This is a genomic window from Chitinophaga sp. YR627 (assembly GCF_900114995.1).
In the GTDB taxonomy this organism is placed as follows: Bacteria; Bacteroidota; Bacteroidia; order Chitinophagales; family Chitinophagaceae; genus Chitinophaga.
On the sequence record NZ_FOUX01000003.1, the window covers coordinates 647,900 to 661,195 of the forward strand.

The 13,296-nt window shown below is 46.2% G+C and carries 13 protein-coding genes; 7 read left to right on the forward strand and 6 right to left on the reverse strand.

Annotation, left to right across the window (positions count from 1 at the left end; genetic code table 11):
* The first annotated feature begins 48 nt into the window (after window positions 1-48).
* Window positions 49-1,698 carry a L,D-transpeptidase family protein gene (locus BMZ72_RS18120; protein ID WP_089810821.1) on the forward strand — a complete coding sequence of 550 codons (1,650 nt, stop codon included), beginning with the start codon at window positions 49-51 and terminating at the stop codon, window positions 1,696-1,698.
* 44 nt (window positions 1,699-1,742) lie between these two features.
* Here the strand turns inward: BMZ72_RS18120 and BMZ72_RS18125 are convergent, their stop codons facing one another.
* Window positions 1,743-2,123 carry a RidA family protein gene (locus BMZ72_RS18125; protein ID WP_218155264.1) on the reverse strand — a complete coding sequence of 127 codons (381 nt, stop codon included), beginning with the start codon at window positions 2,121-2,123 and terminating at the stop codon, window positions 1,743-1,745.
* Between the two features lie 61 nt (window positions 2,124-2,184).
* On the opposite strand from BMZ72_RS18125, the gene BMZ72_RS18130 reads away from it, so the two are divergent.
* The 6 genes from BMZ72_RS18130 (at window position 2,185) to BMZ72_RS18155 (ending at window position 7,168) form a co-directional block, all read left to right on the forward strand.
* Window positions 2,185-2,862, forward strand: coding sequence for a 3-hydroxyacyl-CoA dehydrogenase family protein (locus tag BMZ72_RS18130; protein ID WP_089810825.1), 678 nt, complete (start codon window positions 2,185-2,187; stop codon window positions 2,860-2,862).
* 19 nt (window positions 2,863-2,881) lie between these two features.
* Window positions 2,882-3,559: a tRNA (adenosine(37)-N6)-threonylcarbamoyltransferase complex dimerization subunit type 1 TsaB gene (gene tsaB, locus BMZ72_RS18135; RefSeq protein WP_089810827.1), complete on the forward strand. Its 678-nt coding sequence runs from the start codon at window positions 2,882-2,884 to the stop codon at window positions 3,557-3,559.
* 293 nt (window positions 3,560-3,852) lie between these two features.
* The gene (locus tag BMZ72_RS18140; RefSeq protein ID WP_012788619.1) at window positions 3,853-4,212 is read left to right on the forward strand and encodes an ArsR/SmtB family transcription factor; all 360 of its coding nucleotides are present in this window, start codon (window positions 3,853-3,855) and stop codon (window positions 4,210-4,212) included.
* Window positions 4,213-4,452: 240 nt separating this feature from the next.
* Complete coding sequence (locus BMZ72_RS18145) at window positions 4,453-5,856, forward strand: MBL fold metallo-hydrolase (RefSeq protein ID WP_089810829.1); 1,404 nt, start codon at window positions 4,453-4,455, stop codon at window positions 5,854-5,856.
* Window positions 5,857-5,955: 99 nt separating this feature from the next.
* Window positions 5,956-6,765, forward strand: a complete 810-nt coding sequence (locus BMZ72_RS18150) for a glucose 1-dehydrogenase (RefSeq protein ID WP_089810831.1) — start codon at window positions 5,956-5,958, stop codon at window positions 6,763-6,765.
* 73 nt (window positions 6,766-6,838) lie between these two features.
* Window positions 6,839-7,168, forward strand: a complete 330-nt coding sequence (locus BMZ72_RS18155) for a BON domain-containing protein (protein WP_089810833.1) — start codon at window positions 6,839-6,841, stop codon at window positions 7,166-7,168.
* Between the two features lie 49 nt (window positions 7,169-7,217).
* On the opposite strand, the gene BMZ72_RS18160 is transcribed toward BMZ72_RS18155, so the two are convergent.
* The 5 genes from BMZ72_RS18160 to BMZ72_RS18180 form a co-directional block, all read right to left on the reverse strand.
* A complete protein-coding gene (locus tag BMZ72_RS18160; protein ID WP_089810834.1) occupies window positions 7,218-8,075 on the reverse strand; it encodes a lysophospholipid acyltransferase family protein in 858 nt (285 codons plus the stop codon).
* An 11-nt stretch (window positions 8,076-8,086) separates the two neighbouring features.
* On the reverse strand, window positions 8,087-9,685 hold the full coding sequence (nadB, locus tag BMZ72_RS18165; protein ID WP_089810836.1) for an L-aspartate oxidase: 1,599 nt from the start codon (window positions 9,683-9,685) through the stop codon (window positions 8,087-8,089).
* A 60-nt stretch (window positions 9,686-9,745) separates the two neighbouring features.
* A complete protein-coding gene (locus BMZ72_RS18170) occupies window positions 9,746-10,378 on the reverse strand; it encodes a lysoplasmalogenase (protein ID WP_255373251.1) in 633 nt (210 codons plus the stop codon).
* A 114-nt stretch (window positions 10,379-10,492) separates the two neighbouring features.
* Window positions 10,493-11,830, reverse strand: a complete 1,338-nt coding sequence (locus BMZ72_RS18175) for a sensor histidine kinase (protein WP_089810839.1) — start codon at window positions 11,828-11,830, stop codon at window positions 10,493-10,495.
* 9 nt (window positions 11,831-11,839) lie between these two features.
* On the reverse strand, window positions 11,840-13,192 hold the full coding sequence (locus BMZ72_RS18180) for a sigma-54-dependent transcriptional regulator (protein ID WP_089810841.1): 1,353 nt from the start codon (window positions 13,190-13,192) through the stop codon (window positions 11,840-11,842).
* Between the last annotated feature and the right edge of the window lie 104 nt (window positions 13,193-13,296).

The following is a 13,296-nucleotide window of genomic DNA, read 5'->3' on the forward strand; positions in this document are numbered from 1 at the left end:
TACCTCAAAGGGGACTTTCTGACTCATTACTAAAACTCGGGTACGTTTATGTCTGTACGTTACACATGTCTGTTACTTTCCTCAATCGTCCTGCTGGCCTCCTGTGGAGGAAGGTTCGGTAGAAAAAAAGGCCTGGTAAGGGATACCTCGCACTATACCAAACAGGAATACATCGATCGCACACTGGACAGTAACACTGTCAATCTCTTTCTGCAAAAGGATACCGCCTACGCTGATTATATCCGTGATTTCTACCGGCAACGGGAATTTCACTATGCATGGATCGGCAACGACGGACAATTAACCGAGCAGGCCGGCAACTTTATCAACATGATGAAAGCGGATGCTGATTATGGTTTACATGACAGTACCATTATCAGTAAGCCCCTGCGTGAAATGTATGATACGTTGCTTATAGAAGGGCAGCAACTACGCCCGGGTGATAAAGCTATCCCCAGCGCTGAATTATTGCTGACTGCACAATTCTTTGCCTATGGTAATAAGGTGTGGAGCGGATTGACCTCTGATAGCGCCAAGTCGCTGGAATGGTTCATCCCCCGTAAAAAGATCAATATGGAAAGCCTGCTGGATTCTATGGTAAATAAGCCTGCCAGTGCTTTTGAAGAGCCGGTTAACCGACAATATAAATTACTGCGGAACCAGTTAAAGAAATTTTCAGATCTGGAGAAATTGCCATGGGATTCTTTGAAGGCCTCCCGCAAACTATATAAGAAAGAAGAATCTGATCCGCTGGTTGCCAGTGTAAAACAGCGTTTACATCTGCTGGGCGATCTGGCAGTGGCAGATACTTCCCAGCTATTTACACCCGCGCTGGACTCGGCTATACGCAATTTCCAGGACCGTACAGGACTGAAGACAGACGGTACGATTCAGGCGCCCCTGCTGAATGCGCTGAACGTTACGCCACTTCAGCGTATCCGCCAGATCCTGATCAACATGGAACGTATTCGCTGGGTACCTGCTGAACCACCTGCGGAATATCTGTTAGTAAACATACCTGCATTTAAACTATATGTATACAATAATAATAAGCTGGACTGGACCTGTAATGTAGTGGTGGGTAAACCGGGCGCCAACACGGTTATCTTCAGTAACGAAGTAAAATATGTTGTATTTGCACCGTATTGGAATGTGCCTCCCGGCATACTGGTCAATGAGGTATTACCCGCGATGAAAAGAAATACCGGGTACCTGGCCAGACAGAATATGGAAGTTGTAACAGGCAGCGGTAGTCCGGTAAATGCCGGTTCGCTCAACTGGAGTAAATACTCCGGTGGTAATTTCCCTTATATCATTCGCCAGAAACCGGGTGGTCACAATGCATTGGGTAAGGTGAAATTCCTGTTCCCGAATGAATACAATATTTATCTCCATGATACGCCGTCCAAGGGGTTATTTGGAGAGAATAAGCGCACCTTTAGCCATGGCTGTATCCGTGTATCTGAGCCGCAACACCTTGCAGAGTGGTTGCTGCGTAAGGATTCTACCTGGACACAGAAGAAGATCACAGAAGCGATGAATGGGAGTAAAGAGAAGTTTATTACCCTGAAAGAAAGGGTACCGGTATACATCGGTTATTTCACTGCTTTTGTGGATAGTGATGGCCGGCTGAATTTCCGGGATGATGTGTACGGACATGACGCGAAACTGGCAGCCACATTATTTGGCAATAAATAACAAAAAAGAGTCCGCCTGAGCGGACTCTTTTTATTTCCGGATAATTATTTGCTCGCGATCACAGAGATCTCAACATTCACGCCTTTTGGCAATGCAGCTACCTGTACGGTTTCACGTGCAGGGAAGTCGCTGGTAAAATAAGAACCGTATACTTCATTGATCTGTGCAAAGTCGTTCATGTTCATAATGAAAATGGTCGTCTTCAGCACATTATTGAAGTCCATACCGGCTGCGGTGAGTATACCTTTCAGGTTTTTCATTACCTGATGGGTTTCGGTTTTGATATCATCCAGTACCAGTTGATCGGTTTCCGGATTGATGGCTATTTGTCCGGATACAAACAGCAGGTTGCCTGACTGTACGGCCTGATTGTATGGACCGATTGGAGCAGGCGCATTATTCGTATTGATGATCTGTTTTTCCATAGGCATAAAAATAGGGTCTTATTATTAGTTATTAATTAATAGGTTTGCGAAAATTTTGCACATGAATATCCTCGTTATAGGAGAGGAGCCGCATTATGCAGCTTTTCTTGAAAAGGGTGGTTTGAATGGGCACCGGGTGCAGCAGGTAATATCGCCGGAGCGGGCAGGATCGCTGGCGGATTATGAGTTGGTGATAGACCTGAATTTTGATGAAAATACCAAACGGGCCGGTGTATATGCCCGCTTTCCGCAGGTGCCGGTACTCGCTTGTATAGTGAGAACTTCACTATCGGAACTGATGAATAATTTTGCTTTTGAGCAGGGATTTTCCATCATTGGATGCAACTGGCTGCCGGGATTTCTGACGATGCCCGTTATGGAATTATCAGTGATGGATCATGCGCAGGTAAAGTTGGTGAATGATATAATGTCTGCGTTGGGATGGGAATATGAGATAGTGGAAGACAGAGTCGGGCTGGTCACACCAAGAGTGATCTGTATGATCATCAACGAAGCATACATGGCGGCACAGGAAGGCACTGCATCCAGAGCCGATATCAACACCGCTATGAGATTAGGCACCAATTATCCGATGGGACCTTTTGAATGGTGTGATAAAATAGGTATTAGTCATGTGTGTGGCGTACTGGACGCTGTATACAGGGCTACCGGTAATGAAAGATATAAAATAAGCGCACTGCTGGCCCGCGAAGCTGGTATGGATGTAGCTGTCATGTGAACTCATTAAACTTAGAACATTGTCTTTAATACTGCATATAGATACAGCAACTTCAGTAGGGTCTGTTTGTTTGTCCAGAGATGGGCAACCATTACAGACATTGGTGAATGACAAACAACAGGACCATGCGGCCAATATGGTATTGTTTGTAAAAGAGATCATGCAGCAGCAGGGCATTACACCTGCTGATCTGGATGCGGTTGCAGTCAGCGCGGGACCTGGGTCTTATACAGGATTAAGAGTAGGTGTAGCTACAGCAAAAGGACTTTGTTATACATGGGAAAAACCATTGATAGCTGTATCAACATTACAGATGATGGCGCAGGGCATATTATCCCGCACGAATGATACAAATGCATTGTATTGCCCGATGCTGGATGCAAGGAGAATGGAAGTGTACACAGCTATTTATGATGCGTCGCTGAATACCGTACTTGCACCGCATGCGTTAATACTCACTCCTGAAGCATTCAGTGAACAGATTGCAAAACATAAAATATACTTTTTCGGAAACGGTAGCGATAAATGGCAGCAGTTAATGCCATCAAATGATAATGCGTTGTTTGTTCCTTATATATTGAATGCTGCGGATATGGTACCGTTAGCTACAGCGGCTTTTGCACGTAAAGCATTCGAAGATGTGGCATATTTCAGCCCATTTTACCTCAAACCTTTCCATTCTACTATGAAAAAATAGGGCGTTTGTAATATAAAAAATGACCCCCATTCGCATGATAACAGGCTTTTTATGTCTTATTAAGAAGCGTAATCCCTACGCTTGTGTCAATTTGTGTCATGGAACTGTCAAATTACGTTTATTTGGCAAGTAATCGGTGTGCATATATTAAAAAATAAGGTATAGAAGTTTTTTTTATTACGACTAATATTATATTTTTGTATAAATCGATACCCGGTTATTGTTGTCTAACAAATATGGGTTTACTGTCCGTTGATCCCTTTCATTTCATCATTTTTTAAAACTATTATGCGATGGAAAAAACATTATTAACGACCTCTTCTAATACTCTTATTATTTCTAGAGGTACCAATGAAAAAGACCAAATTAAATTGGATTACATTGCCGTTAAGAAGGCGGCTATGGTTTTGCGTGCGATAAACCATAAGCTGCGCCAGCAAATGATTAAGTTGCTGGAAGATCACAAAAAAATGACAGTAACTGAAATCTACGTTAAGCTGCGTCTCGAGCAGTCAGTGGCTTCACAGCATCTGGCTATTCTGCGCCGTGCCGGCATTGTGATTACAGAGAGAGATGGTAAGTTCATTCACTATACGATCAACAAACAGCGTATAGCGGAAGTTGCCAAATTTGTAGAGGAGCTGGTAGGCTAATCTGGTTTTGGAGTACTGGTCATTCAGACTACAGAAATAATTCGGGCCTAACTAAGAGTAAATAAAAGGACTTTTAGTTAGGCTCTGATTTTTTGTGATTATTTGTACAATCCTGCGTACAAGTATGAAAGACATCGCGGTTATAATTCCGGTTATGCTATAACGGGCAGGCTGTTTTATGCCTGATATTCCTGCTCGGATTAAATCCGTAAATTTGCAGAAAATCAGAAATCAACAACCATGTTCGTCAAGCAACTTTACACCAATTGCTTATCAGAAGCCGCCTACTTTATCGAGTCAGAAGGAGAAGCTGTTGTGATAGATCCTTTAAGGGATATTGACGCTTACCTTGATTTAGCTAAAGAGCGTAATGCTACCATTAAATACATTTTTGAGACGCATTTTCATGCCGACTTTGTTTCCGGTCACCTGGACTTAGCTGCTGCTACAAATGCTCCCATCGTATACGGCCCTGAAGCTGTTACCACTTTCCCGATCTATCTGGCAAAAGACAGAGAGAAATTTACCATCGGTAAACTGACACTTGAAGTATTACATACCCCGGGACATACCCTGGAGTCTACCTGCTATCTGTTATCTGATGAAGCAGGTAATCCTCACAGTGTGTTCACCGGCGATACTTTGTTTGTAGGTGATGTTGGACGCCCTGACCTGTTCAGCGGCAACCTGACCAAAGAAGAACTGGCAGGTTACCTATTTGACTCACTGAATAACAAGATCAAAGTATTACCTGACAGCGTTGTCGTTTATCCTGCACATGGTCCGGGATCATCCTGCGGAAAGAATCTGGGTCCTCATACCTACAGCACACTGGGTGATGAAAAAAGCACCAACTATGCGCTGAAGGCTGTGGATAAAGATGCTTTTATCCAGGAAGTGACTTCCGGTCTGAGCACTCCTCCCTCTTATTTCCCGATCAATGCGCGTATCAACAAAGAAGGATATGACGCTTTACAGGCAGTAATGGAAAAGAGTAACCGTGCTTTGTCTGTTGCGGAAGTGAAAGAAAAACTGAAAGAAGAGATCCTGATCCTCGATACACGTCCGGCTGCTGAATTTGCAGAAGGATTTGTACCTGGTTCCATCAGTATCGGTCTGGAGGGCCGTTTTGCTGAATGGGCGGGTAGTCTGCTGCCTTTCGGTGAAGACATCATTCTTGTAACCAGCCCGGGTAAAGAAGAAGAGACCATCGTACGTCTTGCCCGTGTAGGTTTTGACCATGTAGCCGGTTACCTTGAAGGTGGTTATGAAGGCTGGATCGCTGCCGGTGAACCACGTGACCTGATCATCACGGTAGAACCTGATGAACTGGCTATGGACCTGCCGCATGATGAGAACCTGGTAATTGTAGATGTGCGTAAGCCTGCGGAGTATGCAGACGGGCACATCGAAGGTGCAATGAACGTGACCCTCAGCGACATGACAGATCCCGGAAATCTGGCTGATTTTGACGATAATCACAATCTGTATGTTCATTGTCAGGGTGGTTACCGTAGTATCATCGCCTGCTCTATCATGAAAAGAGAAGGTATCCACAATCTTCGCAATGTGCAGGGCGGTTATAATGCCATGAAAACACAGGAAGGTCTGAAAGTAGTACAGGAAAAGAATGTCCTGAACTAAGTTAAAATATTGAATGTTAAAGGCCTCGCAGTATTACTGCGGGGCCTTTTCCGTTTTTTACGGGTATACTTTTTGACCCTTTATGGGAAAAACCTTGCAATGGGAAAACTATTAGATGGACAGATAGCACTCGTTACTGGTAGCAGCAGCGGTATTGGCGCTGCGATCGCGATAGCTTTCGGGGAAGCCGGAGCTACAGTCGTGGTGAATCATCACAGCGACAAAAGCCTGAAAGGTGCCGAAGAAGTACTGGCTAAGATCAAAGTGGCCGGCAGCGACGGATTTATTCAGCAATGTGATATCAGTCAGGAAGATGAAGTAAAGCGGATGTATGCGGAAATCTTTTCCCGATTTGGTACTGTGGACATAGTTGTTGCCAATGCCGGCATCCAGCAGGACGCCAATTTGTTTGACATGACGTTAGAGCAGTGGAATACGGTGATCAATACTAATCTGACAGGGCAGTTCCTTTGTGCGCGGGAAGCAGCACGTGAATTCAGGCGCAGGGGCGTTGTGGAAAGCCGTTCCAAGGCAGCCGGGAAGATCATTTGTATGAGCAGCGTACATGAGGTGATTCCATGGGCAGGACACGTGAATTATGCGGCCAGTAAAGGAGGTGTAAAGCTGTTGATGCAGTCAATGGCACAGGAGCTCGCCCCACATCGTATCAGGGTGAATGGACTGGCGCCGGGCGCTATTAAAACACGTATCAATGAAGACGCCTGGGATACGCCGGAAGACGAGAAAAAGCTGCTGGAACTCATCCCATACGGTAGGGTAGGGATACCGGAAGATGTAGCAAAAGCCGCTGTGTGGCTGGCCAGTGATGAGAGTGATTATGTAACCGGAACGACGCTTTTTGTGGATGGCGGAATGACCCTTTATCCGGGTTTTGCGGATAATGGTTGATTAACAGCTATTTGTAATAGAACAATCCGTTGGTCTAGCATGTTATTTGTTTTACTTAGTTAAACTTTTAACCATGAAATGTAAAACTTTCCTGATGGCTGGAATGATGTTCCTGGCCGTATGCTTATTTGCTTGTTCGCCCAGTGATAGCAGCGTTCAGCAATCCGTTAACGAGAAACTCACTGCTTCCCCTGGTGTTACCGCGGAAGTAAAAGAGGGAGTTGTTACCCTGAATGGGGAAGTAGCGGACGATGCTGCGAAAACAGCTGCAGAAGATGCAGTTAAGGGCGTCAGCGGCGTAAAATCTGTGACTAACAACATTATGGTGCAGGCGGCAGTTCCTCCACCACCCCCACCAGCAGCTGATACTACAATGAAGACAGACACTGCTGCGATGAAATAGTTTAGCAACCGGATTGGTCAGTCATGCTGGTCAGTCCGGTTTCCTTTTGTTACTCCCTGTACTCATGTTTCCACCTTCTGTGGCTCCATACCCATACTTCGGGTTGCTCCCGGATGTTTCCTTCCAGAAATTTTACAAAATCTTCGGTAATCTGACCTTCAGGCGCAGTTGCCGGTTCTTCAAATGCCAGTTTCAGGGTAGCATGATAATACCCTCTTTTTACCTTACGGATATCTACAAAAACAACAGGAATGTTGCTTCTGCGGGCAGTCATCTCCGGCCCTTTATAAAAAGCGGTCATTTTGTTCAGGAAAGGATACCAGTAACTGCGGCGCGGGTTACCGGGATTCTGATCTGCCACGAGGGCAATCAGGTATTGTTTGTCCATCCAGGGCAACATACTGTTCTTAATGTCATTCGCAGGCAACAGCGTACTACCAAATTTCTCCCGGAAATGGCGGAACATACGATCGCCCACCTTGCTGGTCAGCGGCATGTATACTACCAGGAAAGGGAATCTGACGCCCTGCATACAGAACTGATTGGCCCATTCCCAGTTGAAGTTATGTCCGAGGTGCATCTGGCAGCTCTTACCTTCTGCATATAATTTATGCAGGACAGTCAGATCGCAGACAAAACGCCGCTGCAGCTGTTTAGGGCTGAGCGTGAGCAGTTTGATGGTTTCCACCATCATATCTGTCAGATTGAGATAGTATTTCTTTGCAAGCCGGGTGATCTCTTTCTCCGTTTTCTCCGGAAATGCCTGCTTCAGATTCTCAAATACAACTGATTTGCGGTAACCAACAACATAATAAATGATCAGGTATAAAACATCACTGATGCGATATAATAACCATAACGGCAATATGGAAATGCCGTACATAAATGCCAGTAACAAATAATACATGTCATCAATTTCTATAACACAATATTCTGTACAAGGGCGCTCTTCTGAGGATAGTCTGTATTAAAGTGTAAACCGCGGCTTTCCTTGCGGAATGAAGCTCCTTTTACAATCAGGTAGCCAACGGTGATCAGGTTTCTTAATTCACACAACTGAGGGGATACCTCTGTTCTTTCGTACAACTGTTCTGTTTCTTCGTGCAAAATGTCCAGCCTGCGGCTGGCACGCTGCATACGCTCATTTGTACGTACGATACCAAGATAATCACTCATGATCTGTTTGAGCTCTTTCAGGCTCTGGGTGATCAGGATCATTTCTTTTGGGGCTGTTGTACCACCGGCGTTCCAGTCAGGTACATTCAGCTTATGTGCGGTGCTGTCTATCTTTTGTACGCCATCCAGGTAACAACGATGTGCAAACACCATCGCTTCCAGCAGTGAGTTGGAAGCAAGTCTGTTTGCGCCATGCAGTCCTGTGCTGGAACATTCTCCACAGGCATACAGGTTATTGATAGAGGTACGTCCGTATTCATTCACCTTGATGCCACCGCAACTGTAGTGTGCTGCAGGTGCCACCGGAATCATATCTTTCTTTACATCTATACCGGATGCCAGGCATTTTTCATAGATGTTAGGGAAGTGATGAATGAACTTCTCCTGATCCATATGGCGGCAGTCAAGATATACGTATTCCGTACCGGTGATCTTCATCTCACTGTCGATCGCTCTTGCCACGATATCACGGGGGGCGAGGGAAAGACGGGGGTCATACTTATGCATGAAATCCTCTCCGTGGATGTTTCGCAGAATACCGCCGTCTCCGCGTACTGCTTCTGTAACCAGGAAGGCGTTGTTCACACCCGGCTGATACAGGGCGGTAGGGTGGAACTGGATAAACTCCATATTCTCGATCCTGCCTTTTGCACGGTATACCATGGCTACGCCATCGCCGGTAGCAATGGTCGGATTGGTGGTACTGCGGTATACCTGTCCGTTGCCACCAGTAGCCAGCACAGTAATGCGGCTGAGGATCTTTTCGATCTTATTGGTCAGCAGGTTCAGGACGTATACGCCGTAACATTCTATATCGGGAGTAGATTTCGTAACGAGGTATCCCAGGTGATGCTGGGTGATAAGGTCTACCACGAAGCAATGGGTGACCATCTCTATATTGGGTTGTTTATGTACTGCATCGAGCAGCGCACGTTCTATTTCCTTACCGGTAACGTCTTTGTAGTGGATCACGCGGAATTCGGAGTGACCGCCTTCTTTACCCAGGGAGAAGTCTCCGGCTGCGTTCTTGTCAAAGTTGGCGCCCCATTCAATGATCTCGTTGACACGTTCTGGTCCTTCTTTTACCACTATTTCCACAATCTCTTCATTACAGAGACCATCACCGGCGATCAGTGTGTCTTCAATATGCTTTTCAAAGCTGTCGTTCTCGAGATCGTTCACTACTGCAACTCCACCCTGTGCGTATTTGGTATTGGTCTCATCCTCATGTGATTTGGTGATGATGGTAATTTTCTTGTCAGGACATGCGGCCGCTACCTTGAGGGCATAGGTCAATCCTGCTATACCGGAACCAATAACTAAGAAATCTGTTTGTTCCATAAGCTATTCTCGTCAAGCAAGGCTCAAATGTACGGTTTAATACGGTTTATTTGCGCCCATTTATTGCATGGCATAGCCCCGGCGCATACGGAGATAGAGTAGTCCGCCGGTAACCAGGCCCCATTGCGCCAGTCCATAAGTCAGCATGATAAGAAAGTTGCCCATTTCCAGGGGGTGGTAGAAGTAGTGAATGGCGATGATCGCACAGGAAATGATATACAGACCTGCTCCGGCCATGGCATACCATCCGGAAGGCTGATCCTTTAGTCTATAGGCGTGTTTAACAGCCTGTAGCATCACGGAGGCAATTCCCGCAAAAATGATCACAGGAATGGTCATCTGTCCCAGATAGGGTAACATGAAGAAAATGAATCCAATAACTGCTGCTGAAGCGGCAAAGATAAATGCCCATTGGCAGCGGGGCAGGGGATAGTTGGAATACCGGATCTTCAGGAAGAAACCTATGTAAGCCAGCAATGAAAACGCAAAAGTGATCAGGCTGAAAGAGAAGAACCAGGTATTCTGTTCTGAAAACAACAGGAACATGTCGCCAAAACCTGTAAAGAACAGGGCGGCCAGCATCGAAATCCGGAATACAGGAGGAATACCCTCTGTTCCTAGTACAAACTGGATCGCCAGTATAAATGGCAATAGGAATTTTGACGTGTAACTGAGTATATCCAGGTGAAACACAATGGCCAAGAGGTGAACGAATAGCGTGACAGCGTACAATATGTTTAATACACTTCTCCCTTGCATAATGAGCATTATAATATCTTAAAGTACGACATCTTTGTCTAAATGGTTTCAGCTAACAGGGAGGAATACCGAAAAGGTCGTGCCATTATTGCCGGAACGGCTCACTTTGAGTTGTCCGCCATGTGATTGTATGATCTGCTGGGAGAGGCTCAGACCAATACCACTGCCTTTTTTCTTGGTGGTATAGAAGGGAATGAAAATCTTATTCATGGCTTCCGCGTCGATACCCGGACCATTGTCAGTAATCTCAATGTGTACCTGGCTGGGGGTACTCATGGTCGCCTTTACCTGTATGGCGGGTGTCTGGGTTTGTTCCAGTGCATCCATGGCATTTTTGATCAGGTTGATCATGACCATTTGCAGCTGGGCTACGTCTGCATGGATTTCTGTTCCGGCAGCCTCAATTTCGTAGCGATAATAGATACCCGCCTGCTTCAGTTCCGGCTGGAGCAAACTGCTTACACCACTCAGGAGTTCTTTTATATTGACCTGTGTAAACTGTGGTTTAGGGAGGGTTGTATAATCCCGGTAAGCATTTACAAAGTTCATGATCCCTTTACTCCGGCTCTTGATGGTTTCCAGGGCTTCCTGTAGATCGTTGATGGCTTCCTGCTGCGCTGCTTCCGGAGAAATATCCTGCTCTACGATATCCTGCATGGTGCCTATCAGGGATACGATCGGCGTTACGGAGTTCATGATCTCATGACGTAAGATCTTGGTCAGGTTCTGCCAGGCTTCCAGCTCTTTCTGTTGCAGTTCCGCATGAATGTTTTGCAGGGAGATCAGTTTGATCAGCCGGCCCTGTAGTCTTACGCTGGCGGCATGAATAGACAACTGCTGTTCCTGCCGGGTATGATACAGTAGTTTACTTCCTGAACGGATCTCCATCAGGTATTCCGGCAAACCCGGATGGCTGTTTTTCAGTTCCGAAATGTTCCGTAGTCTGTAGATGCCCAGCAGGCGGAATGCTGCCGGATTAATCAGCTCAATATGGCCTTCTGTATCAAAAGAGAGAACGCCTATGCTGATATGCTGTACGATCGTATCTATGTACTTCAGGTTGGCTTCTTTTTCTGCCCTGGTTTGCCGGAAGGCCTCCAGCACCTCATTAAACTGGTGGTTCAGCGCCTGGAAGCTTTTGCCCAGTTTATTATCGGCGCTGAAGCGGATAGAAAAGTCTTCATAGCGGATCGATTCCAGGAACAGGGTCAGTTTCCGGTTGACCCGGTTGATGTAGTAGTACATGCCATATATCTGCATACAGATCAGGATAGCCATGGCTATTCCCGGAAAGACGCCAAGTACGGTCCATACCCATACACTGGTAATAGTGCTGAGCGTCAGGAGAATGATACGCAGTAATATATTGACACTGAACTTGTTCATCGTAAACTACTAGATGTTATATTTTTCCAGTCTTCTGTAAAGGGCGGCTCTGCTCAGTCCCAGTTCTTTGGCTGCTTCTGTGATATTGCCATTGCACTTTTTCATGGCCTGCGTAATGATGTTGCGTTCCATTTCCTCCAGGTTATAGCCTGTATTCAGGGCTTGTTCCTGGATCGGATTTTTTACGAATACATCTTTCGGCATGAGCGTTTTTCCCTGAGAGAGGATCACGGCTCTTTCCATAGCATGTTGCAATTCCCGGATATTACCTGGCCATTCGTACTGGCGTAACTGCTGTATGAGCGTTTCATGGAGTGCGGTCACCGTACGCTTGTATTTTGTGGCATACTTCTCCAGGAAATATTCCGCCAGTGGAACGATATCTTCCAGGCGTTCCCGTAAAGGCGGCAGCTGGATCTCGATGGTATTGATACGATAGAGTAAGTCCTGACGGAACTGATACTCTGCCGCCATACGCTGGATATTTCTGTTAGTGGCAGTGATCAGGCGTACGTCTATGGAAGTTGATTTGTTACTACCTACTTTGGTTACAGCTCTGTTCTGTAATACGGTCAGCAGCTTTGCCTGTAAAGGCAGGGAGATGTTGCCCAGTTCATCCAGGAAGATAGAGCCGCCGTTTGCTTCTTCAAAACGGCCGGTACGGTCTTCCCTGGCGTCGGTAAAGGCGCCTTTTACGTGGCCGAACAGTTCACTTTCGAACAGGGTCTCGCTGATAGCTCCCAGATCGACACTGACAAACGGCTGTTTATTACGGAGTGATAAAGCATGTATATGACGGGCAAGGAGGTCCTTACCGGTACCATTTTCTCCCAATATCAGCACATTGGCGTCTGTAGCGGCTACACGGGCGGCGGTATCCAGTACCTGTTGCATGGCTTCGCTGCTGCCAATGATATTGACGTCTGATTGTGGGGTGGCTGGTGCTGTGACCACCTTTTCTTTATTACCGCGTTTCTTATTATAGGCGGCCTGCATGGTAGCCAGCAGTTTATCATTTTCCCATGGTTTCAGTACGAAATCGACCGCTCCGGCTTTAATCGCCCTTACGGCCATTTCCACGTCTCCATAGGCTGTGAACAGTACTACGGCAACCTCGGGTCTGATGTCCAGGATACGGTCCAGCCATTCGAAGCCTTCCTTCCCGCTACTGAGATCGCGGGTAAAGTTCATATCCAGCAGGATCACGTCATAATCGAAATTAGTGACCATGTAAGGGATCTTCTGCGGGTTTCGTTCAAAGTCAACCTGTTCAAAATGGCGCTTTAACAATAAACGGGCGGCGCGCAGCACGTCCATGTCGTCATCTACAATAAGAATTTTGCCGGGCAAGGGTGTGGTCATAACTAAATGTCTTATCTATTGTTTCTGTAAATGAATCCGCAAAACGTGTTCCTGACAGGGGTGTTGGGATGTCAACCCGTGGCGGGTGCGGCCACTGGCAATAT